This window comes from Micromonospora sp. CNZ295 (genome assembly GCF_004217535.1).
On the sequence record NZ_SHKZ01000001.1, the window covers coordinates 4,244,905 to 4,268,549 of the forward strand.

Below are 23,645 nucleotides of genomic sequence, written 5' to 3' on the forward strand. Positions count from 1 at the left end.
CATCGTGAAGTACGACTTCACTCGATGGCTCCCGGCCATCGCGAAGGACTCGAACTCGAACTCGAACCGCAAGCTCCTGCTCAGCGTGGCGGGCGTCGCCGCGATCGGCGGCCTCGCCCTGGCGCCGACCGCCGTGGCCGCCCCGGTCACCAGCGGCCCGCACGAGGGCGCCGTGGCCGCGATCGAGCTGGCCACCGGCAAGGACGACGGGGCCCGCCCGAGCCCGACCGTCGAGTCGGGCCTGACCACCGGCGGTAGCACCGACAAGCCGAAGGCCGGCAAGCCGAAGCGCGAGAAGCTGATCCCGCACGGCGTGCAGGGCGCCCAGTCGCGCATCCCGCTCGACGAGGCCCAGCGCGAGAACGCCAAGACGATCATCGAGGTCGCCAAGGACACCGGCGTCGGCGAGCGCGGGGCGGTCATCGGCGTGGCGACCGCGCTCCAGGAGTCGAAGCTGTACAACCTCGGCCACCTGGGCATGTACAACGACCACGACTCGCAGGGCCTGTTCCAGCAGCGCCCGTCGTCGGGTTGGGGCTCGCCCGAGCAGATCACCGACCCGGAGTACGCCTCGACGGCGTTCTTCGAGGCGCTGAAGAACGTCGGCGGCTGGCAGGACTTGCCGCTGACCACCGCGGCGCAGACGGTGCAGGTCTCGGCGTACCCGTTCCACTACGCCCAGTGGGAGGAGCAGGCGGCCGACATCGTCGCCCAGCTCTGGTGACAACCGCGTGACCAACGGCCGGTCCCCGTACGGGGACCGGCCGTTGTCGTGTCCGCTCAGGTCGCGGCCCGCCGCGACAACCAGTCGGGTGAAGCGGCGATCCCGACCGCCGCCAGGGCAGCCGCCAGGTTCCGGGGCACCGCCGGCAGCAGGCGGCGGTGGTTGCCGTCGCGAACGGTCACCCCAGCGGCGCGCTCTCCTTGCGCAGCCGGGCCGAGCCGGCGGCCACCGACCAACCCGCCACCCAGCGGCTGGCGCTCGCGGCACGGGTCCGGTCCGTCAGGTGGTACCAGTCCATCCGGCACCGCTGACGCGTCACCTCCAGCACGCCGTAACCGTGCCCGTCCAACTCGGTCCACCGCACATGCGGGTTGGTCGACCGGATCAGCCCGGCACCGAGGGAACTGAGCGCGTTGCCCGCCGGCAGGCCGAGGAAGTCGTTGACGTTGTCACTGGTCACCGACGGCACCACGAACTCCGCGGCGGCCGGGTTGGCGCCGCCTGTCGCCTTCGTGGTCACCTCGTTCGCCCACGAGGTGTGGATGTCACCGGTCAGGAAGACCACATCCCTCGTGCCGCTGGCCCGCAGGTGGTCGATCAGCTCGTTGCGGTCGGCGTTGTAGCCGTCCCACTGGTCCGTGTTGAGCACCGCGCCGTTCTGGGGGACGCCCAGCAACGTGCCCAGCGGCCCGAGCAGCCAGGCCGGCAGGGCGCCGACGTCCAGCCGGGAGATCATCACCGGGTTGCCGACCAGCTTCCAGCGCGCGTCCGACCCGGCCAGCCCGGCCTTCAGCCAGGTCATCTGCGCCTCGCCGGTGATGCTCCGGCGCGGATCGTCGACCGCCAGCCCCGAGGCCTGCTGCGAGCGGTACGTCCGCAGGTCCAGCATGGACAGGTCGGCGAGCCGGCCGAAGCGCAGCCGCCGGTAGATCGCCCCGTCCGGCCCGGTGCGGACCGGCATCCACTCCGCGTACGCCCGCCGCGCCGCCGCCACCCGGTCGGCGAAACGGCCCTCGGTGCCGGGGGTGTGGTTCTCCGCACCGCCGGACCACTGGTCGTTGGCGACCTCGTGGTCGTCCCAGGTGATCGCCCACGGCACCGCCGCGTGCAGGGCCTGCAGATCCGGGTCGGTCTTGTAGAGCGCGTGCCGGATCCGGTAGTCCGCCAAGGTCAGCGTCTCGTGCGCCGGCCGGACCGGCCGCACCACCGTGTCCCCGGCCGCGAACTGCCCGGTGCCGTACTCGTACACGTAGTCGCCGAGGTGCACCACCAGGTTCAGGTCACCGCGCTCGGCCAGGTGCCGGTACGCCGCGAAGTAGCCCGCCTCCCAGTTCGAGCAGGACACCACACCCAGCCGGAGCCGGTCGATCTCGGCGTCGGCCGGCGGGGCCGTCATCGTCCGGCCGGTGGGCGACCACGTGTCGCCGTGACCGAAGCGGAACCAGTACGTGGTGGCGGGGGCGAGGCCGCCCACCGCCACCTTGACCGTGTGGTCGCGGGCCGGACTGGTCACCTGCGTCCCCTGGGCCGCGATCGAGGCGAAGTCTGGGTCGACGGCGACCTGCCAGCCCACCGTCACGTCCGGGCCGACACCGGAGCCGGGTTGCGCCTCCTCGGTGGGGGTGATCCGGGTCCAGAGCAGGACGCCGTCGGGCAGGGGGTCGCCCGAGGCGACGCCGTGTCGGAAGGCGCCGCCGGCGCCGCGGGCCGGGCCGGCAAGGGTGGCGCCGGCGAGCACGGCCGTGCCGGCGGATGCGCCGGCGGCACGCAGGAGGGTACGACGGTCGAGGGTGTTCGTCATGGTCTATGTGTCTACCGTCAACCACGCTTCGTCCGCTGCCCCGTACGGCGGGTGTTCTTCGATCCTTCTCAATGGGTTCGCATTGTTCGTCCTCTGTGGCTCGTTTCTGCCTTACGGCCTTGCCGTGTCGGGCTTTCGTTCGGTGGTTGCGGTTGGCGGGTGTGGCCCGCCGTGTCCGGCTTCGGGCGGTCAGCTTGGTCCCTGCGCCGGGTCACGGTGGGCCACACCCCTGACCTGGTCCGGGTCCGCCCGCTGGCGAGGGCTTGGGATCTGTCTCGTGGCGGGGTTCTGACCGGTAACGCCCCGGTGGGGGTCTGGGGGTCTTCCGGGGGTGCGGTCGCGGGCTGTGCCGGGTGTCCGGGTCGGGTGTGCGGGTCTGGGGTCGGGTGTCGGGTTTGGGGGTGTGGTCGGGGCATCGTGGGGGTGGAATGGTGGCGGGCTCGGGGTCGTTACATCCACTGGACGATCGAGCAGGGCCGGCGGGCCGGGCGGGTTCTGATGGGCCCGGGTCGGCGGCTGTGGACCTGACTCGTATACGTCATCACCCGGCTACGGCACCGCAACCGTCCCTGGCGGTGGGTTTCTGTGGGTGTCAGCCGGATCCTGGTTGGCCCAGTGGTCGCCGGAATGTTGGTGGCCGGTCGGTCGTTACACCTGGACCCGGCGCCGTGAAGGGCCATCCCCCCGCCCCTCGGATGCCGGTGGTTTTTCCCCGAGTCTTTTGAGCGCCTCGGATGGTGCTTGCACCGCCTACGCCTGTCCCCCCTTTTGGGCTGGTGGTGTCGACCCCCGAATGGAGCTTCGTGATGAACACGATCATGCGTAAGAGCGTTCTGGGTATTGCTGGTCTGGCGTTTGCTGGTGGTCTGGTCGGTGGCCCGGTCGCCGCGCACGCCGCCCCGACCCTCGAAACCACCCCCACCACCGCTGCCGCTGTGGTGCGGGCTGACAAGCCTGATGCGGGCAAGCTGGTCCCGCATGGTGTGCAGGGCAAGCAGTCGCGCATCGACCTGTCCGATGAGCAGACCGCGAATGTGAAGGCGATCATCGCGGCGACGAAGAAGTCCGGCATGGACGAGCGGGCCGCCGTGGTCGCGATCGCGACCGCGCTGCAGGAGTCGAAGCTGGAGAACCTGGGTCACCTGGGTGAGCGCAACGACCATGACTCGCAGGGCCTGTTCCAGCAGCGCCCGTCCAGCGGGTGGGGCACGGTGGAGCAGATCACCGACCCCGAGTACTCGACCATGGCGTTCCTCAAGGGCCTCCAGCAGGTCGACGGCTGGCAGGACATGCCGCTGACCAAGGCCGCGCAGACCGTGCAGGTCTCGGCCTACCCGGACCACTACGCCCAGTGGGAACAGCAGGCCGCCGACCTGGTCGCCAAGCACTGGAGCTGACCCACACAACCGCAGACCTTCCTCACAGGGGGAAACAAGTCGCTGGCCGGCACCCGACACCGGGGTGCCGGCCAGCGGCGTCCCCACCGACCGACCGGCCCGACCGGCAACCCGGCCCGGCCGGCCCGACCGGCGACCGGCCCGACCGGCCCCGAGGGGACAGCACACCCGGGTGATCCACTCCGTGTGTGGTATCTCGGGGTGTCACGGCCGCTGGATACCCCGAGACGCGGCAACCCGAGTCGATCACGAACAAGACGGGCAGGGGTTGACCGGGGGACAGCACCTCCGGGCGTGATCCACTCCGTGTGCGGTAAGTCGGGGTGTCACAGCTGATGGATACCCCGGGACGCGGTAAACCGAGTCGATCACGAATTGGACGGGCCGGGGCCGACCGAGCCGGATAGTCCGGGTTGACCGGGAACGGGCGCACAAGCCGGACCAGGCCCTGGGGTGGGGCTGGCCGGGACGCGCTGGCCGGGGTTGACCGGGCCGAAACGGCCGGGGCTGAGCGGGACGGGCGTGCGGACCGGGACCGCGACGGGGGTGGGGCCCGCCGTGACCGGCGCAGGGATCAAGCTTGACCGCCCGGAGCCGGGCACGGCGGGCCCCACCCCCCAATCGCAACTCCGCAGAAGCCAGCCACGAACCGACGCCTGATCGCGCGGAGCCGGGCACGGCGGGCCCCACCCCCCAATCGCAACTCCGCAGAAGCCAGCCACGAACCGACGCCTGATCGCGCGGAGCCGGGCACGGCGGGCCCCACCCCCCAATCGCAACCCCGCAGAAGCCAGCCCCGAACCGACCATCCCCACCGCAACCAAGACGAAGCCCGGCACGAACCGAACCCGAGCGTGTGCGCGGTCACCGTCGCCGGTGGAAGAGCCCGGGCGGGTAGCGTGTTGAGTCAGGTGTCGGTGTGTCCAGTGTCCCCGGGCCTCACCTAAATTGCCTTCGCGGAATACCGTCCGGCTGGAGCCGCGTCGCGCCACTCGCCGAGAGGCGACCTGCACACCGACACCCCAGCGCCGCCCCCGAGCCCACCCGGGCCCGGGGGCGGCGCTGTCTGCGTACTCGGGTCGGGAGTTAGCGGCGGACGATGTCGGCCAGGGCCGCGACCAGCGCGAGCGCGATGACGCCGGCGGCCAGCAGCAGTGAGTGGCGGAACGCGACCGACCAGTCCCCGCCGCTCGCGGCGAGGGAGGAGAAGAAGACCGAGCCGACGGCGGCGATGCCGGCGGCGGCGCCGATGCGCTGGCCGGTCTGCAGCATGCCCGCGCCGCTACCGGCCTGGGCGACCGGCACCTGGGCGAGGGTGAGGGTCTGGTTCGGCGCGATGACCAGGCCACTGCCGAGTCCGGCCAGCAGCAGGGGCGCGGCGGTCCACCACGGGACGGGGACGCCGGCGGGTACCCGGCTCAGCGCCAGGACGACGGCGACCAGGCCGACCACGACGGTGAGCAGCCCGACCGCGACGAGGGGGCGGCCGTAGCGGTTGACGATCCGGCCGCCGACGGCGGACGCGGCGGCCGAGCCCAGCGCGAACGGGGTGATCGCCAGGCCGGCGACGAGCGCGCTGTAGCCGAGGCCGTTCTGCAGGTACAGGGTGAAGATGAAGAAGATGGCGGTGAAGCCCCCGAAGTAGACCAGCGCGATCAGCGCGCCGAGGCCGTACGAGCGGACGCCGAGCAGGCGCAAATCGAACAGCGGTTCGTGGTGCCGGCCGTACCGGTGTTCCCAGGCGGCGAAGCCGCCGAGCGCGACCAGGCCGGCCGGTACGAGCAGCCACTTCGCCGGGTCCCGCCAGTGCTCCTGGACCAGCGGCAGCAGCACGAGCAGGACGCCGGTTCCGAGCAGCAGCACACCGACCGGGTCGAGCCGGCGATGGTCGGCGCGGCCCCGCGGCCGGTGCGGGAGCAGCCGCCAGCCGAGGACGACGGCGAGCACACCGACCGGGACGTTGACGAAGAAGACCCAGCGCCAACCGTGCTCGATGCCGCCGAGGTGGATGAGTACGCCGCCGAGCAGCGGCCCGATGGCGGTGGAGATGCCGATGGTCGCGCCGAGCAGTCCGAACGGGCGGGCCCGTTCGGGTCCCTGGAACAGTTCCTGGATCAGCCCGGTGACCTGTGGGTTGACCACGCCGGCGGCGGCGCCCTGGAGCAGCCGGGCGGCGACCAGCCAGCCGGGTGAGGGTGCGAGTCCGGCGGCGGCGCTGGTGATTGTGAAGAGGGCGATGCCGACGACGAACGCGTTCCGCCGGCCGTGGGCGTCGCCGAACCGGCCGGCGGGTACGAGCACCAGCCCGAAGGTGAGCGCGTACCCGGACAGCACCCACTGCAGGTCGCTGGGTGTGGCGCCGAGCGCCCGGTCCATCGACGGGATGGCGACGTTGACGATGCTGACGTCGAGCAGCGTCATGAAGGCGGCGACCAGGCCGACCGCGAGGGCCGGCCAGCGGCGCGGCTTCCCGGTGGGCGCCGGCGCCGGGCGCGCAGGAGGGCCCGGGGAGGAACGATCACCCATACGCCGACCGCTACCCCGAGCCCGGAAGGTGAACCGTCACGCCGGCTGCCGCGCGCAGAACCGCGGCCCGAAGTCCAGGCCGGCCAGCGGCGAGTCCTCGCGGTGCAACAGGTTCTTCTCGGTGAGCTGGTGCAGGGGTGCGCGCAGCTGCTCCTCGGTCAGCCCCGTCTCCTCGGCGATGAGGTCCGGGTACGGCACCTGGCCGCGCGCCTCCAGCGCGGCGACCGCGTCGTACACCCGTTCCTCGATCTCCGACAGTTGCACCTGCTGCATGTCGTCCTCCTTCGGTACCCGCCTGCGGTGCAGGCGGCCTGCGCCGCGGTTACCCGGCCGGTGTCCGAAGATGCCCACCCGATCGGGCGGTGTCCCGCGGGAGCGGTGTCCAGGTCACGGCCGGGCCTGGCGGCGGAACGCCGACCGGGGTTCTAGGCTGCCGGGGTGACCGTCTGGGATCTCGCGGTGGTGGGCGCGGGTCCCGCCGGCCTGTCCGCCGCGTACGTCGCCGCCCGCGCGGGCGTCCGCACGCTGGTCGTGGAGCGGGCCGCCCATCCGCGCTACAAGACGTGCGGGGGAGGCCTGATCGGCACGTCGCTGGCCGCGGTCGCCGACCGGATCGAGGTGCCGGCGCACGACCGGGTGGACCGGGTGACGTTCACCCGCGACGGGCGACGCGCGTTCACCCGCCGTCATGCCGGTGGTCCGCTGGTGACCATGGTGCGCCGGGCGGAGTTCGACGACCGGCTGCGGGCGGCCGCGGTCGCCGCCGGGGCGGAGCTGCGCCAGCGGGTCGCGGTCCGGGCGGTGGAGCCGGAGCCCGAGGGGGTACGCCTGCGGCTGGCCGGCGGGGAGACGGTGATCGCCCGTACGGTGATCGGTGCCGACGGCTCGTCCGGTGTGACCGCCCGGCACGTGGGGGTCCGGCACCGCCAGGTCGATCTGGGGCTGGAACTGGAGCTGCCGGTGCCGCCGGCCGAGCGGGCCCGCTGGCGGGGCGGGGTGCTGGTGGACTGGGGTCCGTTGCCCGGTTCGTACGCCTGGGTCTTCCCGAAGGACGACCTGTTGACGGTGGGGGTGATCGCGGCGCGTGGGGCGGGGGAGCGGACCCGGGCGTACCTGCGGTCGTTCGTGGACCGGTTGGGGCTCGCGGGTGTCGAGCCGGTGCACGACTCGGGTCATCTGACCCGCTGCCGGGCGGAGGGTTCGCCGCTGCGCCGGGGGCGGGTGCTGGTGGCGGGGGACGCGGCCGGCCTGCTGGAACCGTGGAGCCGGGAGGGGATCAGCTACGCGCTGCGCTCCGGTGCGCTGGCCGGGGCGGCCGTCGCGGCGGACGACCTGGGCGGGTACGAGCGGTCGGTGGCGGCCGGGCTGGTCCCGTCGATGCGGGCGGGGCACCGCCTCCTGGCCGCGTTCACCCGCCGGCCGGGGGCGTTCCACGGGCTGCTCGCGACGCCGCCGGGGTGGCGGATGTTCGTCCGCTTCTGTCAGGGGCGGGCCGGCTTCGACGAGATGCTGACACGGCCGCCGGTGCGGGCCGCGCTGGCGTTGCTGGACCGGTTGCCGGCCCGCCCGACGGCACATGACCTATCTTCCTAGGACGCCCTAGAGAGGGTGACGCTGGGCGTTCCGGGCGGAGAATGGAGCCCCACGAGGGGAGGGGCCGATGGCCGAGCCGCCATTCACCGACGAGGAGTACGCCTTCCTGCGGCACGTACGCTTCGGCGAGCTGCCACCGCCGGTGCGCCCGGCGGACCGGGTCGAGCTGACCGAGACGGAGCCCCGCCGGGACCGGCCCGACCCGGGCGACGAGGTGGCCTGGGACCTGCGCCACGGCGCCTGAGACGGCGACAGGCCGCGGGCGTACGCACGCCCACGGCCCGTCGACCGGATCGGTCAGAAGACCGGCGCGCCCTCGCGCACCAGCTTCCAGTTCGGCTGGAAGAAGTCGGCCGGGTCGATCGCGCCCCGGGCCTGGGCCCAGTCGATGAGCAACTGGCGGATCTCCTGCTGGGCGTTGTAGACCTGGGTCTTCATGATGCCCGGGAAGTTGCCGCCACCGCTGCGCCGGTAGTTGTTCACGGCCACCACGAACTGCGCGTCGTCGGCCACCGGCGTCTCCGTGCCGGGCAGCACCAGGCGGGTGATCCGCTGGCCCACCGGGCGGGAGATGTCGATGTCGTAGTCGAGCCCGGAGATGACGTCGTAGTTGTAGTCCGGCACCGCCGGGTCGCTGATCGACTCCGGATCGACCGGTGCGCCCGGGGCGAGGGTGCGGAAGTACTTGGCGGAGTACTCCAGGTAGGCCCGCACCTCGGCGCCGGTCAGCACGACCGCCTCCAGCGTGTTGTCGTACACGTAGAGGCCGGCGACGTCGCGGATCTTCACGTCGCCGGCCGGGAACACGGCCGTGCGGCTGAACGGCGCGGCGATCGACAGGACCGGCAGCCCGGCGTGCGGGGTGCCGGCGAGCGCCTCGGTGACCACCTCGGTCTGGACGTGGTTGATGAAGTCCAGGATCGGGGTGTCCTTGTACCGGGACTCCGCGGCCGACAGCTCCACGGTCGAGCGGGCGACGACCTGGTTGACGTACGCGATGGTCTTGGCGTGCTGGGCCCGGACGGCCGCGAGGACCGCCGGGTCCTCGACCACCGTGTTGGTGTTCAGCATGCTGGCGCGCTTGTCGAGGACCCGCCACCGGCCGCGGACCCGGCCCACCGTGAAGTCCATCCGGGTGAGCCGCTGGCCCCACTTGGACGGCTCCGCCATGAGGACCCGCTCGCCGGTGACCGTGTTGGTGACGAACTTCTCCACGACCTCGTTGTGGGCGTGCCCGAACAGGATCGCGTCGATGCCCGGCACCTGCTCGGCGATGATCGCGCAGGGGTTCTCGTTCGGCAGTTCCGGGCCGTAGCTCGAGGTGCCGCTGTCACCGCCGTGGGCGGAGACGAGCACGATGTCGGCGCCGCGCTCCCGCATGACCGGAACCCACTTCGCCGCGGTCTCGACCATGTCCGGGAAGACCAGCCTGCCCTCGACGTTGCCCCTGTCCCAGATCGCCACGCCGGGGTTGGTCAGGCCGAGGATGCCGACCTTCAGCTTCGGCCCGCCGCGCCCCGCGCCGAGCCGGACCTCCTTGATGAGGTACGGCAGGAAGGCCGGCTTGCCGGTCTTCGCGTTGACCGCGTTGGCGGCCAGCGCCGGGAAGCCGAGCTGCTCGATCCACTTCGCGAGCAGCGGCAGGCCGTAGTTGAACTCGTGGTTGCCGAGGGTCACCGCGTCGTACCGCAGGACGTTCATGGCGTTGGCCATCGGGTGCGTCTCGCCGGTGGCGGTGATCGGCTCCTGCTTGGCGTAGTACGTGGCCAGCGGCGTGCCCTGGATCGTGTCGCCGGCGTCGAGCACCAGGGTGGGTCGGTCACCGCGCTCGGCGCGGATCTGGTTGACGAGGGTGGCGAGCTTCGCGACTCCGACGTCGTTCTGCCGGCTGTCGTCGTACTCCGCGTCCCGGTAGTAGTCCCAGTTGTAGACGTTGCCGTGGGTGTCCGAGGTGCCCAGGACGGTCAGGTCCCAGGTCTTCGGTCCCGGAGCCGCAGCGGCCCGGGCGGGGCCGCCGGCGATCAGCGGTGCGCTCGCGGCGGCCGCCGCGACGGCGAGCACCCGGCGGCGTGACGGGCCGGAGGGAGAGGTCATGCCATGCCCTTCGATCGGGGGTGGGAAGCGCGTCGTGCGCGCCGGGGCGCACCATAACCGCCCACCGTCACTCCGGCCACACCAGCCCCAGGGCCGGTTTCCGGCGTGGTCCCGGGGGTAGGGCGGTGAGCGACCCCCGTCCACCCCGCGCGAAGGAGGAGCCGGTGACCCAGGACCAGCACACGCCGCAGGATCCCACCGAGCAGTACGGCCAGCAGGAGGGCCAGCCGAAGCAGCAGCAGTCACCGCCCGGCGAGACGGGGGCGATGGCCCCGAAGCCGGATCACGGCGAGGAGTCGTACCGGGGCAGCGGCAAGCTCACCGGCAAGCGTGCGGTGATCACCGGCGGCGACTCCGGCATCGGCCGGGCGATCGCCATCGCGTACGCGCGGGAGGGCGCCGACGTGCTCATCTCGTACCTCGAGGAGGACGCCGACGCCCGGGAGACGGTGCGGCTGGTCGAGGAGGCGGGTCGCAAGGGCGTCGCGGTACGCGGGGACATCACCGACGAGCGGCACTGCCAGGAGTTGATCGAGCGGGCGCTGAGCGACCTCGGTGGGCTCGACATCCTGGTGAACAACGCGGCCTACCAGATGGCACAGGAGAAGGGCATCGCCGGGATCAGCACCGAGCAGTTCGACCGGGTGCTGAAGACCAACCTGTACGCGATGTTCTGGCTCTGCAAGGCCGCCATCCCGCACTTGGGCGAGGGCGCGGCGATCATCAACACGTCGTCGATCCAGGCGTTCGAGCCGTCGCCGCAGCTGCTCGACTACGCCACGACGAAGGCCGGCATCGCGAACTTCACCAAGGCGCTCGCGCAGGAGCTGGCCGAGCGGGGCATCCGGGTCAACGCGGTGGCACCCGGTCCGATCTGGACGCCCCTCATCCCGGCCACCATGCCGAAGGAGAAGGTGGAGCAGTTCGGCCAGAACACGCCGGAGGGCCGCCCCGGCCAGCCCGCCGAGCTGGCCCCCGCGTACGTCTTCTTCGCCTCGCAGGAATCCAGCTACGTGACCGGGGAGATCCTCGGCGTGACCGGCGGCCGCCCGACAAAGTAGCCCCCGCTCTTCGTCCCCGCGATCTTGCGCTTTCCGCCCTCGATCTAGGGCTTGTGTCCCGGGTTTCGGGGCACGAAGGGCAAGATCGCGGTGGGCCTGGGCTGGTCCCGGGGCCTGGGTCAGCGGGGCCAGCGGGTGAAGCGGGTTCGGATCCGGGTCACGTCGGCCGGGGTCTGGTCGTAGCGGGCGAAGCGGGCATCCGGCAGCCGATCCAGATAGCGTCCCGCGTCGCGGACGTCCTCCGGGTCCAGGCCCGGGTCGAGCTGCCGGGCCAGCGCCAGCAACTCGTCCACGTCGTACCGGTCGAGGACGGCCGCGACGTCGATGTAGTCGCGTACCTCCCGGCGGTTCACCAGGGCGGCGGTCTTGCTGGCCAGGAGGTCCTGGACGTCCAGCACCGGACCGAGGTCCATCACGACCGGGCTGCGGTGCCGGTCCAGCCGGGCCAGGCTGAGCCGCAGCTGCCGCCCGTCCCGGCCGACCACGAAGTCGCGCATGTCCCGGTCGAAGCCGTCGAACAGCCCGGGCAGGTCGCTGTCCGGATCGGCCTCCTCCACGAGGAAACCGGCGCCCTCCAGCGCCGCCCGTACATCCCCGGCCGCCGCCGCGGCGGCCCCCTCGACGTCGGCGAACAGGTCCACGTCCTCCGTCGGCCGGGTCACCAGGCCGTGCGCGGCCCACGCCACACCGCCGCCCAGCACGAACCGGTGCGGTCCGGCCGCCGACAGGGCCAGTCGGGCCACCTCGCGGTAGAACCCGTGCAGATGGGCGGTGGTCACGCCGTACGCAGGCCCGGGTGGCGGCTCTCCCATGCCTGGCGTACGCCCCGGGGCAGGTTGAGCAGCCGCCACACCCGCCGTAGCGTGCGGCCGTTGATGAGCCGGCGGAGATCCTCGGTACGCGTGGTCTCGCGGAGGACGTTCTCGTACAGCCACAGCAACTGATCCGGGTCGCCCAGGTCGAAGCGCCGGTCGGGGTTCCACATCAGCCGTACCGGCAGCTCCACCACGCCACGGGTCGGGCCGGCGAGTTCGGCGAGGGTGCGGGCCACCACGGCGGGCCGGCCGGGACGCGCCAGATGCGGCACGCCGGCTGCGGTGGGGGAGCGGCCCTGCATGCTGTCAGGGTAACCCCGGCTCGGCACGTCTGGGGCTCCCGGTCGTCGACCCGCCACGTCGATCCGGCCTCCGCGAAGCCCCGTCTGCCCGGGGCGGGTTGTGCGCGGGTGTCCGGATCCCTGGGGTTCGTTCCGGGCTGGTCCGTGCGGGCTTGCTGGTGCTGTCTGTGCCGGGTGTCCGGGTCGGGTGTGCGGGTCTGGGGTCGGGTGTCGGGTTTGGGGGTGTGGTCGGGGCATCGTGGGGGTGGAATGGTGGCGGGCTCGGGGTCGTTACATCCACTGGACGATCGAGCAGGGCCGGCGGGCCGGGCGGGTTCTGATGGGCCCGGGTCGGCGGCTGTGGACCTGACTCGTATACGTCATCACCCGGCTACGGCACCGCAACCGTCCCTGGCGGTGGGTTTCTGTGGGTGTCAGCCGGATCCTGGTTGGCCCAGTGGTCGCCGGAATGTTGGTGGCCGGTCGGTCGTTACACCTGGACCCGGCGCCGTGAAGGGCCATCCCCCCGCCCCTCGGATGCCGGTGGTTTTTCCCCGAGTCTTTTGAGCGCCTCGGATGGTGCTTGCACCGCCTACGCCTGTCCCCCCTTTTGGGCTGGTGGTGTCGACCCCCGAATGGAGCTTCGTGATGAACACGATCATGCGTAAGAGCGTTCTGGGTATTGCTGGTCTGGCGTTTGCTGGTGGTCTGGTCGGTGGCCCGGTCGCCGCGCACGCCGCCCCGACCCTCGAAACCACCCCCACCACCGCTGCCGCTGTGGTGCGGGCTGACAAGCCTGATGCGGGCAAGCTGGTCCCGCATGGTGTGCAGGGCAAGCAGTCGCGCATCGACCTGTCCGATGAGCAGACCGCGAATGTGAAGGCGATCATCGCGGCGACGAAGAAGTCCGGCATGGACGAGCGGGCCGCCGTGGTCGCGATCGCGACCGCGCTGCAGGAGTCGAAGCTGGAGAACCTGGGTCACCTGGGTGAGCGCAACGACCATGACTCGCAGGGCCTGTTCCAGCAGCGCCCGTCCAGCGGGTGGGGCACGGTGGAGCAGATCACCGACCCCGAGTACTCGACCATGGCGTTCCTCAAGGGCCTCCAGCAGGTCGACGGCTGGCAGGACATGCCGCTGACCAAGGCCGCGCAGACCGTGCAGGTCTCGGCCTACCCGGACCACTACGCCCAGTGGGAACAGCAGGCCGCCGACCTGGTCGCCAAGCACTGGAGCTGACCCACACAACCGCAGACCTTCCTCACAGGGGGAAACAAGTCGCTGGCCGGCACCCGACACCGGGGTGCCGGCCAGCGGCGTCCCCACCGACCGACCGGCCCGACCGGCAACCCGGCCCGGCCGGCCCGACCGGCGACCGGCCCGACCGGCCCCGAGGGGACAGCACACCCGGGTGATCCACTCCGTGTGTGGTATCTCGGGGTGTCACGGCCGCTGGATACCCCGAGACGCGGCAACCCGAGTCGATCACGAACAAGACGGGCAGGGGTTGACCGGGGGACAGCACCTCCGGGCGTGATCCACTCCGTGTGCGGTAAGTCGGGGTGTCACAGCTGATGGATACCCCGGGACGCGGTAAACCGAGTCGATCACGAATTGGACGGGCCGGGGCCGACCGAGCCGGATAGTCCGGGTTGACCGGGAACGGGCGCACAAGCCGGACCAGGCCCTGGGGTGGGGCTGGCCGGGACGCGCTGGCCGGGGTTGACCGGGCCGAAACGGCCGGGGCTGAGCGGGACGGGCGTGCGGACCGGGACCGCGACGGGGGTGGGGCCCGCCGTGACCGGCGCAGGGATCAAGCTTGACCGCCCGGAGCCGGGCACGGCGGGCCCCACCCCCCAATCGCAACTCCGCAGAAGCCAGCCACGAACCGACGCCTGATCGCGCGGAGCCGGGCACGGCGGGCCCCACCCCCCAATCGCAACTCCGCAGAAGCCAGCCACGAACCGACGCCTGATCGCGCGGAGCCGGGCACGGCGGGCCCCACCCCCCAATCGCAACCCCGCAGAAGCCAGCCCCGAACCGACCATCCCCACCGCAACCAAGACGAAGCCCGGCACGAACCGAACCCGAGCGTGTGCGCGGTCACCGTCGCCGGTGGAAGAGCCCGGGCGGGTAGCGTGTTGAGTCAGGTGTCGGTGTGTCCAGTGTCCCCGGGCCTCACCTAAATTGCCTTCGCGGAATACCGTCCGGCTGGAGCCGCGTCGCGCCACTCGCCGAGAGGCGACCTGCACACCGACACCCCAGCGCCGCCCCCGAGCCCACCCGGGCCCGGGGGCGGCGCTGTCTGACCTCCAGAAGCGGCCGATGCCCGAGGGACCGGGTCGGGGCTCGATCGGGTCGCGCGCGGCGGCGGGCTGGCCTAGTGTTCGAGGGGTCGGCGTCGGGGCCGGGAGGAGGTGTCGCGGTGGGTCTGCGGACCTTCATCCAGGGCTGGCCGGTCTACCGGCAGCTCACCGGCACGGATCCGCTGGGCCGGGGCGCCGCGGTGCAGTCGGCGCGGTCGGCGGAGCTGACGGCGCGCACCGGTTCGGCGGACCGGACGGCCCGGTCGGTGTGCCCGTACTGCGCGGTGGGGTGCGGCCAGCGGGTGTACGTCAAGGACGAGCAGGTCGTCCAGATCGAGGGTGACCCGGACAGCCCGATCTCGCGGGGGCGGCTGTGCCCGAAGGGTGCGGCCAGCAAGAGCCTGGTGACCAGTCCGCTGCGGGAGACCCGGGTCCGGTACCGGCGGCCGTACGCCACCGAGTGGGAGGACCTGGACCTCGACACGGCGGTCGACATGATCGCCGACCGGATTCTCGCCGCGCGCGAGCAGACCTGGGAGGACGTCGACGCCGAGGGCCGGCCGCTGAACCGCACGCTGGGCATCTCCAGCCTGGGCGGGGCGACGCTGGACAACGAGGAGAACTACCTCATCAAGAAGCTGTTCACGGCGATGGGGGCGTTGCAGATCGAGAACCAGGCGCGGATTTGACACTCCGCCACCGTCCCCGGTCTGGGGACCAGCTTCGGTCGCGGTGGTGCGACGGACTTCCAGCAGGACGTCGCGAACGCTGACGTCATCGTGATCCAGGGCTCCAACATGGCGGAGGCCCACCCGGTGGGTTTCCAGTGGGTGGTGGAGGCCAAGCGGCGCGGCGCCAAGGTGTTCCACGTCGATCCCCGGTTCACGCGTACCAGCGCCCTGGCCGACACGTACCTGCCGATCCGCGCGGGCACTGACATCGCGCTGCTCGGCGGGGTGGTCAACTACATCCTGAGCAACGAGCTGGACTTCCGGGAGTACGTGCTGGCGTACACGAACGCGGCGACGGTCGTGCGTGCGGACTTCGCCGACACCGAGGACGGCGACGGCCTGTTCTCCGGGTTCGATCCGGAGACGGCCTCGTACGACCAGCGGAGCTGGCGGTACTCCGGGCAGATGCACGACGTGGAGGACACGGCCAAGGCCCGGGACACGGCGGCCGGCCTGCGCCACGAGTCGCACGGCATGCCGGTGCCGGCGCGGACGCTGCGGGACGAGACGTTGCAGCATCCGCGCTGCGTCTACCAGATCCTGAAGCGGCACTTCGCCCGCTACACGCCGGAGATGGTGGAGCGGGTGTGCGGGGTGCCGCGGGAGAGGTTCCTGGAACTGGCCCGGGCCTGGGTGGAGAACTCGGGCCGGGAGCGCACCGGTGTGCTGATCTACTCGGTGGGTTGGACGCAGCACAGCGTCGGTGTGCAGTACATCCGCACCGGCGCGATCATCCAGTTGCTGCTGGGCAACATGGGCCGGCCGGGTGGCGGGGTGCTGGCGCTGCGGGGGCACGCGAGCATCCAGGGGTCCACCGACATCCCGACGCTGTTCAACCTGCTGCCCGGCTACCTGCCGATGCCGCACCACGCCGACCATCCGACGTTCGACGCCTGGGTCGAGGCCATCCGCCGTCCGGACCAGAAGGGCTTCTGGGGCGACGCTGGTGGTTACGCGGCGAGCCTGTTGAAGGCGTACTGGGGGGACGCGGCGACGCCGGAGAACGACTTCTGCTACGGGTACCTGCCGCGGATGACCGGCGACCACGGCACCTACCAGCAGGTGCTCAACATGATCGACGGGAAGGTGCGGGGCTACTTCCTGCTCGGCCAGAACCCGGCGGTCGGCTCGGCGCACGGCCGCGCGCAGCGGCTCGGCATGGCGAACCTGGACTGGCTGGTCGTGCGTGACCTGTTCCTGATCGAGTCGGCGACGTTCTGGAAGAACGGCCCGGAGGTGGCCACCGGGGAGATCGTGCCGGAGGAGTGCCGCACCGAGGTGTTCTTCCTGCCGGCCGCCTCGCACGTGGAGAAGGACGGCACGTTCACCCAGACGCAGCGGCTGCTGCAGTGGCGGGAGAGGGCCGTCGACCCGCCGGGCGACGCCCGTTCCGAGCTGTGGTTCTTCTACCATCTGGGGCGCCGGCTGCGGGAGAAGCTGGCCGGCTCGACCCAGCCCCGCGACCGGGCGCTGCTCGACCTGGCCTGGGACTATCCCACGCACGGTCCGCGCGCGGAGCCGAGCGCCGAGGCGGTGCTGCGGGAGATCAACGGGTACGAGGTGGCGACCGGCCGGCCGTTGTCGGCGTACACCGAGGCCCGCGACGACGGCTCGACGGCGATCGGCTGCTGGATCTACACCGGGGTGTACGCCGACGGCGTCAACCAGGCGGCCCGGCGCAAGAGCCGGCACGAGCAGGACTGGGTGGCTGCCGAGTGGGGCTGGGCGTGGCCGGCGAACCGCCGCATCCTCTACAACCGCGCCTCGGCGGACCCGGAGGGCCGGCCGTGGAGCGAGCGGAAGAAGTACGTGTGGTGGGACGCCGAGGCCGGCGAGTGGACCGGCTACGACGTGCCGGACTTCGAGAAGTCCAAGCCGCCGTCGTACCGGCCCCCGGTGGGCGCGACCGGGCCGCAGGCCCTCGCCGGTGACGACGCGTTCATCATGCAGGGCGACGGGAAGGGCTGGCTGTACGCGCCGACGGGCCTGGTGGACGGGCCGCTGCCGACGCACTACGAGCCGGCCGAGTCGCCGGTGCGCAACCCGCTGTACCGGCAGCAGGCCAACCCGACCCGCAAGGTGTACCCGCACCCGGTGAACTCGGTGAACCCGAGCCCGCCGCAGGAGCACAGCGAGGTGTTCCCGTACGTGTTCTCGGTGAGCCGGTTGACCGAGCACCACACCGCCGGCGGGATGAGTCGCACCGTGCTGCCGCTGGCGGAGCTGCAGCCGGAGATGTTTGTGGAGGTGTCGCCGGAGCTCGCGGCCGAGCGGGGGCTGGCGCACCTGGGCTGGGCGCACCTGATCTCCGGCCGGGCGGTCATCGAGGCGAAGGTGCTGGTCACCGACCGGCTGACGCCGCTGCGGGTGGACGGGCGGGTGATCCACCAGGTGTGGCTGCCGTACCACTTCGGTTTCGAGGGCCTGGTGACCGGCGACTCGGCCAACGACCTGTTCGGCATCACGCTGGACCCGAACGTGCTGATCCAGGAGAGCAAGGTCGGCACCTGCGACGTGCGTCCGGGCCGCCGCCCGACCGGGCCGGCGCTGCGGGACCTCGTCGACGACTACCGCCGCCGGGCCGGGATCGTCGCGGGCCGGGAGGCGCCGGCCCGGACGCCGGCCACGCCGCCGGCGGGCGGGGCCGGCGACCGGCATGGCCGCGAGGGCGACCGCGACGGGGGGGCCGGTGCTTCCTGACCCGAACAGCCTGTACGGGCCGCTGGACCCGGCGCCGGACGCCGGTTGGACCGCGGCCCAGCCCCGGATGGGCTTCTTCACCGACACCAGCGTCTGCATCGGCTGCAAGGCGTGCGAGGTGGCGTGCAAGGAGTGGAACGGCGTGCCGGGCTCGGGCCTGGACCTGCTCGGCATGTCGTACGACAACACCGGCGCGCTGACCGCGAACTCGTGGCGGCACGTGGCGTTCGTCGAGCAGCCGCTCCCGGCGGGACGGCGTACCCCGCCGTTCGCCGGCACCCCGACCGGCGGCTCGGCCGGCGCGTCGTCGGCGGCGGCCGCCGCCGACGACGCCATTCCGACCGGCACCGAACCGGTTGTGCCACCCGGCTCGCCGGACGCCGCCGCCCGGATGGCGGCCGGACCCGCCACGGCCGGGCCGCCGGGCTCCGGTGGCCGGCCGCCGGAGCGCACCGAGTTCCTCGGGATGCCCGGGTCGGCGCCGCCGGGGCGCACCGGCAGCGCGGACGGCCGCGCCGACTTCCGGTGGCTGATGATGTCGGACGTGTGCAAGCACTGCACGCACGCGGCCTGCCTGGACGTCTGCCCGACCGGGGCGCTGTTCCGCACCGAGTTCGGCACGGTGGTCGTGCAGGAGGACATCTGCAACGGCTGCGGCTACTGCGTCTCGGCCTGCCCCTACGGGGTCATCGACCGCCGGGCGGGTGACGGGCGGGCGTGGAAGTGCACCCTGTGCTACGACCGGATCGGCGCCGGCATGACGCCGGCCTGCGCGCAGGCCTGCCCCACCGAGTCCATCCAGTACGGCCCGGTACAGGAGCTGCGGGAGCGGGCCGCCGCCCGGGTGGCGACGCTGCACGAGCGCGGCGTCACCGAGGCACGGCTCTACGGCCACGACCCGACCGACGGGGTGGGCGGCGACGGCGCGTTCTTCCTGCTGCTCGACGAGCCGGAGGTGTACGGGCTGCCGCCCGACCCGGTGGTCACCACCCGCGACCTGCCGAGGATGTGGAAGCGGGCCGGGCTGGCGGCGCTGGCCATGGCGGCGGCGGCCGTCGCCGCGTTCGTCGGGGGGTCGTCGTGAGTCCACCGGTCGGTGACCGCTTCCGCCGCTTCCGGGAGCTGCTCGGCGAGGCCGGCACGCACCGGCCGTCGACCCGGCTCGGCCACGGCCCGAAGGTCGGTGGTGGCCCGCGGGACGACCTGCGGGTGGGTGCGGGAGCCATGACGTCCGGGCCCGCACCGGCGCCCGCCCAGGCGGCGATCGACGGTGAGCCGGGCGCCGGCCGGCCGATCGAGACGCCGGGCACCGACGTGGTGGCCGGGGAGCCCCGGCCGCGGCGCGACGGCCCGCCCGGTGACCGTGCCGTGGGGCGGGCCCGGCGGGGGCGCGGCGGCGAGGAAGTACGGGTGCCGGAGGCGGAGTTCACCTCGTACTACGGGCGGCCGATCCTCAAGGCGCCGGTGTGGACGTGGGACATCGCCGCGTACCTGTTCACCGGCGGCCTGGCGGCGGGCTCGTCGCTGCTCGCCGCCGGTGGGCAGGTCACCGGTCGGCCGGCGCTGCGCCGGGCCGGGCGGGTCACGGCGGTCACGGCGGTCACCGCCAGCGCGGTGTTCCTCGTCCGGGACCTGGGCCGACCGGAGCGGTTCCACCACATGCTGCGGGTGGCGAAGCCGACCTCGCCGATGTCGATGGGCACCTGGATCCTCACCGCGTACGGGCCGGCGGCCGGCGTCGCGGCGGTCGCCGAGGCCGCGTCGTGGCTGCCGGAGCGTGGCCGCTCCGGGCTGGCCCGCCGGGTGCTGGGGCGCGCCGGTGACGTCGCCGGGCTGGCCGCCGCGGTGACCGCGCCCGCCCTGGCGACGTACACGGCCGTGCTGCTCGCCGACACGGCCGTGCCGTCGTGGCACGAGGCGTACCCGGAGCTGCCGGTCATCTTCGCGGGCAGCGCGCTGGCCAGCGGCGCCGGCGTGGGCCTGCTGGCCGCGCCGGCCGGGCAGGCCCGTCCGGCCCGGCGGATGGCGGTGGCCGGCGCGGCGCTGGAGCTGTTCGGGTCGCACCGGGTGGAGACCCGGCTCGGGCTGCTCGGCGAGCCCTACGCCACCGGGCGGGCCGGGCGGCTGCTGCGCGCCGGCCGCGCGCTGACCGCCGCCGGGATCGCCGGGGCGCTGCTCGGCCGGCGCAGCCGGGCGGTGTCGGCGGTGTCCGGGGCGGCGCTGCTCACCGCGTCGCTGGCGACCCGCTTCGGGATCTACCACGCCGGGGTCGCCTCGGCGCGCGATCCGAAGTACACGGTGGTGCCGCAGCGGGAACGCCTGGCCCGCCGCCGGGCGCAGGACAAGGGCGGCTGACCGCAAAGCTCGGGCCGGCCGGGCACGGCGCGTTCCGTTGTGGTCAAATGCTGCGTGGAGGCGTTCAGGCGGCTGGTGCCCCTCCCGGTCTTCAAAACCGGTGTGGTCCGGGACCCGGGCCAGGCGGGTTCGATTCCCGTCCGTCTCCGCCAAGCCTGGTGGGAGTTGCCGTGACGGCCGACGACGGTGCCGATCCACGCCGGCGGGTGCCACGTACCGACGCGCTACTGGCCGACCCGCGGGTCGCCGCCGCGGTCCCCGCCCTCGGCCGGGACCGGGTCAAGGCCGCCGTGCGCCGGGCGCAGCAGCGGGCCCGGCGCGGCGAGATCCGCCCCGAGGAAGTACCCGACGCCGTCCTGGCGGCCCTGCCCGCCCCCGGCCCGCGGACGGTGCTCAACGCCACCGGCGTCGTGCTGCACACCAACCTCGGCCGGGCGCCGCTGTCGGTGGCGGCGCTCGCCGCGGTCGTGGCCGCCGCCGGCCACACCGACGTCGAGCTGGACCTGGCCACCGGCCGGCGGGCCCGGCGCGGCCGGGACGCCCTCGACGCCCTCGCCGCGGCGGTCCCCGAGGCCCGGGCGGTGCACGTGGTCAACAACGGCGCCGCCGCCCTGGTGCTCGCCGCGACCGCCCTCGCCGCCGGCCGGGAGATCGTGGTCAGCCGCGGCGAACTGGTGGAGATCGGCGACGGTTTCCGCCTGCCGGACCTGCTGGCGAGCACCGGCGCCCGGCTGCGGGAGGTGGGCACCACCAACCGCACCCACCTGGCCGACTACGCCGCCGCGCTCGGGCCGCGTACCGGTTTCGTGCTCAAGGTGCACCCGTCGAACTTCCAGGTCAGCGGCTTCACCTCGGCGGTGCCGGTGCGGGCGCTGGCCACCCTCGGGGTGCCGGTCGTCGCCGACATCGGTTCGGGGCTGCTCGCCCCGGATCGGCTGTTGCCCGGCGAGCCGGACGCCGCGTCGACGCTGCGGGCCGGGGCGGCGCTGGTCACCGCCAGCGGCGACAAGCTGCTGGGCGGGCCGCAGGCCGGGCTGCTGTTCGGTGACGGTGAGCTGGTGGCGCGGCTGCGCCGGCACCCGCTGGCCCGCGCGCTGCGGGTGGACAAGCTGACCCTGGCCGCGCTGGCCGCCACCGTGGGCGACCCGGGCACCCCGACCCGGGCGGCGCTGCACGCCGACGCGACGGAGTTGCGGGCCCGCACCGAGCGGCTGCGCGACGCGTTGGCCGCTGACGGGCGCAAGGCGGAGGTGGTGCCGGCCGTGGCGGTCGTCGGCGGTGGGGGAGCGCCGGGCGTCGAGCTGGACTCGTGGGCGCTGAGCCTGCCCGGCTCGTACGCGGCGCCGCTGCGCACCGGCGACCCGCCGGTGCTCGGCCGGCTGGTCCGGGACCGGCTGCTGCTGGACCTGCGCTGCGTCCCCACCGACGCCGACGAGGCCGTGCGGGCCGCCGTGCTGCGGGTACCCGGGGACGGCTGAGCGTGTTCGTGGTGGCCACCGCCGGGCACGTCGACCACGGCAAGTCGACGCTGGTGCGGGCGCTGACCGGGATGGAGCCGGACCGGTGGGCCGAGGAGCGCCGCCGGGGCATGACCATCGACCTGGGATTCGCCTGGTCGGCGTTGCCGTCCGGGCGGACGGTCGCGTTCGTCGACGTGCCCGGGCACGAGCGGTTCGTGCCGAACATGCTCGCCGGCGTCGGCCCGGTGCCGGCGGCACTGGTCGTGGTGGCCGCCGACGAGGGCTGGATGCCCCAGTCGGCGGAGCACGTGGCCGCGCTGGACGCGCTCGGGGTGTCGTCCGGGCTGGTGGTGGTGACCCGCGCGGACCTGGCCGATCCGGGGCCGGCGCTCGCGCAGGCGCGGGCGCGGCTGGCGGACACGTCGCTGCGGGCGGCCGGCGCGGTGGTGGTGAGCGCGGTGACCGGCGCGGGCCTGCCCGGGCTGCGGGCGGCACTGGACCGGCTGGCCGCCGCCCAGCCCGCCCCGGCGACGGCCGCGCCGGTGCGGCTGTGGGTGGACCGCAGCTTCACCGTTCGCGGCAGCGGCACGGTGGTCACCGGGACCCTCGGCGCGGGGCGGATCGCCGTCGGCGACGAGCTGGAACTGGCCGCGACCGGCGAGCCGGTACGGGTCCGCGGGCTGCACTCGCTCGGCGCCGCCCGCGACGAGGTCACCGCCGTCGCCCGGGTGGCGGTGAACCTGCGCGGGACGCCCCGCGAGCGGCTGGCCCGGGGCGACGCCCTGATCACCGCCGGCCGGTTCGGCCGCACCGACCTGCTCGACGTCCGGCTGGCCGGCGACCCCGCCGCCGACCTGCCGGCCACCCTCACCCTGCACGTCGGCTCCGCCGCCGTGCCCGCCCGGGTGCGCCCGTTGGGCCGGGACACCGCCCGGCTGCGACTGGCCCGCCCGCTGCCGCTGCTCGTCGGTGACCGGGCGTTGCTGCGCGACCCGGGCCGCCACCACGTCGCCGGCGGCGTGACGGTGCTGGACGTGGCGCCGCCACCGCTTCGCCGGCGGGGTGCCGCCGCCCGGGCGGCGGTGCTGGCCACCCTCGACGGCCGACCCGACCTGGCCGGGGAACTGCGCCGGCGCGGGCTGGTGCGGGCCGGCGACCTGCTCCGGATGGGCGTCGAGCCGGCCGGCCGGCCGGTCGTCGGGGACTGGCTGGCCGACCCCGGGCACTGGCGGCGGCTCGGGGTGCGCCTCGTCGAGGAGGTCGACCGGCACGCCCGCGCCCGGCCGCTGGACCCGGGCGTGCCGGTGGAGCTGCTGCGGCAGCGCCTGGACCTGCCCGACCGGGCACTCGTCACGGCCCTGGTCCGGCCGCCGCTGCGGCTGCACGCCGGGCGGGTGACCGCCGCGCCGCACGACGCCCTGCCCGAACCGGTGGCCCGGGCGGTCGCGCAGGTCCGCGCCGCGTCCGCCGGGCAGCCGTTCCGGGCCCCGGAGGCGGCGGACCTGGCGGCGCTGGGGCTGGGGCCGCGGGAGATCGGGGCCGCGGTGCGGGCCGGGGCGCTGGTGCGGCTGGCCGACAACGTGGTGCTGCTGCCGGGTGCGCTCGACGACGCCGTGCGGGTGCTCGCCGGGCTGCCGCAGCCGTTCACGCTCAGCGCCGCCCGGCGGGCGCTGGACACCACCCGCCGGGTGGCGGTGCCCCTGCTGGAGCTGCTGGACCGGCGGGGCGCGACCCGCCGGCTGCCCGACGACGCGCGGATGGTCGTCGGCCGCTGACCGCCGGTGCCCCCAACCGGCCCCGG

Annotated in this window: 17 protein-coding genes, 1 tRNA gene and 2 pseudogenes; 13 read left to right on the forward strand and 7 right to left on the reverse strand. The window is 73.7% G+C overall.

Going from position 1 to position 23,645, the window contains the following annotated elements; genetic code table 11:
* Positions 1-4: 4 nt before the first annotated feature.
* Both EV376_RS30945 and EV376_RS30950 read left to right on the forward strand, forming a co-directional pair.
* Positions 5-202 (forward strand): annotated as a pseudogene (locus EV376_RS30945) (hypothetical protein); the annotation flags it as partial.
* Between the two features lie 81 nt (positions 203-283).
* A pseudogene (locus EV376_RS30950) lies at positions 284-724 on the forward strand (hypothetical protein); the annotation flags it as partial.
* 56 nt (positions 725-780) lie between these two features.
* Here the strand turns inward: EV376_RS30950 and EV376_RS30955 are convergent.
* Positions 781-906, reverse strand: coding sequence for a hypothetical protein (locus EV376_RS30955; protein WP_486482712.1), 126 nt, complete (start codon positions 904-906; stop codon positions 781-783).
* Complete coding sequence (locus EV376_RS19865; protein WP_130325389.1) at positions 903-2,525, reverse strand: alkaline phosphatase D family protein; 1,623 nt, start codon at positions 2,523-2,525, stop codon at positions 903-905. Before EV376_RS19865 ends, EV376_RS30955 begins: the two co-directional genes overlap by 4 nt.
* An 806-nt stretch (positions 2,526-3,331) precedes the next feature.
* Here EV376_RS19865 and EV376_RS19870 point away from each other — a divergent pair.
* A complete protein-coding gene (locus EV376_RS19870; RefSeq protein WP_130325391.1) occupies positions 3,332-3,922 on the forward strand; it encodes a hypothetical protein in 591 nt (196 codons plus the stop codon).
* 1,086 nt (positions 3,923-5,008) lie between these two features.
* Here EV376_RS19870 and EV376_RS19875 read toward each other — a convergent pair.
* Complete coding sequence (locus EV376_RS19875) at positions 5,009-6,448, reverse strand: MFS transporter (protein WP_130325393.1); 1,440 nt, start codon at positions 6,446-6,448, stop codon at positions 5,009-5,011.
* Positions 6,449-6,484: 36 nt separating this feature from the next.
* A complete protein-coding gene (locus EV376_RS19880; protein WP_130325395.1) occupies positions 6,485-6,721 on the reverse strand; it encodes a hypothetical protein in 237 nt (78 codons plus the stop codon).
* A gap of 165 nt (positions 6,722-6,886) precedes the next feature.
* Between EV376_RS19880 and EV376_RS19885 the strand changes: the two genes are divergently transcribed.
* Positions 6,887-8,041 (forward strand): geranylgeranyl reductase family protein, encoded by a 1,155-nt coding sequence (locus EV376_RS19885; protein WP_130325397.1) that lies wholly within the window; start codon positions 6,887-6,889, stop codon positions 8,039-8,041.
* Positions 8,042-8,108: 67 nt separating this feature from the next.
* A complete protein-coding gene (locus EV376_RS30270) occupies positions 8,109-8,285 on the forward strand; it encodes a hypothetical protein (RefSeq protein ID WP_165438038.1) in 177 nt (58 codons plus the stop codon).
* A 53-nt stretch (positions 8,286-8,338) separates the two neighbouring features.
* On the opposite strand, the gene EV376_RS19890 is transcribed toward EV376_RS30270, so the two are convergent.
* Entirely contained in the window at positions 8,339-10,135 is a 1,797-nt protein-coding gene (locus EV376_RS19890; protein ID WP_130325399.1) for a 5'-nucleotidase C-terminal domain-containing protein, read from the reverse strand.
* Between the two features lie 164 nt (positions 10,136-10,299).
* On the opposite strand from EV376_RS19890, the gene EV376_RS19895 reads away from it, so the two are divergent.
* Positions 10,300-11,196 (forward strand): SDR family oxidoreductase, encoded by an 897-nt coding sequence (locus EV376_RS19895; RefSeq protein WP_130325400.1) that lies wholly within the window; start codon positions 10,300-10,302, stop codon positions 11,194-11,196.
* A gap of 119 nt (positions 11,197-11,315) precedes the next feature.
* Here the strand turns inward: EV376_RS19895 and EV376_RS19900 are convergent, their stop codons facing one another.
* Both EV376_RS19900 and EV376_RS19905 read right to left on the reverse strand, forming a co-directional pair.
* Entirely contained in the window at positions 11,316-11,975 is a 660-nt protein-coding gene (locus EV376_RS19900; RefSeq protein ID WP_486482713.1) for a nucleotidyl transferase AbiEii/AbiGii toxin family protein, read from the reverse strand.
* Positions 11,972-12,313 (reverse strand): hypothetical protein, encoded by a 342-nt coding sequence (locus tag EV376_RS19905; protein WP_130325404.1) that lies wholly within the window; start codon positions 12,311-12,313, stop codon positions 11,972-11,974. The genes EV376_RS19900 and EV376_RS19905 overlap by 4 nt, the downstream gene beginning before the upstream one ends.
* Positions 12,314-12,940: 627 nt before the next feature.
* Between EV376_RS19905 and EV376_RS19910 the strand changes: the two genes are divergently transcribed.
* The 7 genes from EV376_RS19910 to selB all read left to right on the forward strand — a co-directional run bounded on the left by EV376_RS19910 (position 12,941) and on the right by selB (position 23,619).
* Positions 12,941-13,531: a hypothetical protein gene (locus EV376_RS19910; RefSeq protein WP_130325391.1), complete on the forward strand. Its 591-nt coding sequence runs from the start codon at positions 12,941-12,943 to the stop codon at positions 13,529-13,531.
* Positions 13,532-14,717: 1,186 nt separating this feature from the next.
* Positions 14,718-18,029 (forward strand): molybdopterin-binding domain-containing protein, encoded by a 3,312-nt coding sequence (gene fdh / locus EV376_RS19920; protein WP_486482714.1) that lies wholly within the window; start codon positions 14,718-14,720, stop codon positions 18,027-18,029.
* Positions 18,019-19,113 carry a 4Fe-4S dicluster domain-containing protein gene (locus tag EV376_RS19925; RefSeq protein ID WP_486482715.1) on the forward strand — a complete coding sequence of 365 codons (1,095 nt, stop codon included), beginning with the start codon at positions 18,019-18,021 and terminating at the stop codon, positions 19,111-19,113. Before fdh ends, EV376_RS19925 begins: the two co-directional genes overlap by 11 nt.
* A complete protein-coding gene (gene nrfD / locus EV376_RS19930) occupies positions 19,110-20,384 on the forward strand; it encodes a polysulfide reductase NrfD family protein (protein WP_486482716.1) in 1,275 nt (424 codons plus the stop codon). Before EV376_RS19925 ends, nrfD begins: the two co-directional genes overlap by 4 nt.
* A gap of 56 nt (positions 20,385-20,440) precedes the next feature.
* Positions 20,441-20,536, forward strand: a tRNA-Sec gene (locus EV376_RS30275).
* 18 nt (positions 20,537-20,554) lie between these two features.
* Positions 20,555-21,862: an L-seryl-tRNA(Sec) selenium transferase gene (selA, locus tag EV376_RS19935; RefSeq protein WP_165438039.1), complete on the forward strand. Its 1,308-nt coding sequence runs from the start codon at positions 20,555-20,557 to the stop codon at positions 21,860-21,862.
* Between the two features lie 2 nt (positions 21,863-21,864).
* A complete protein-coding gene (gene selB, locus EV376_RS19940) occupies positions 21,865-23,619 on the forward strand; it encodes a selenocysteine-specific translation elongation factor (RefSeq protein WP_130325414.1) in 1,755 nt (584 codons plus the stop codon).
* Positions 23,620-23,645: the final 26 nt, after the last annotated feature.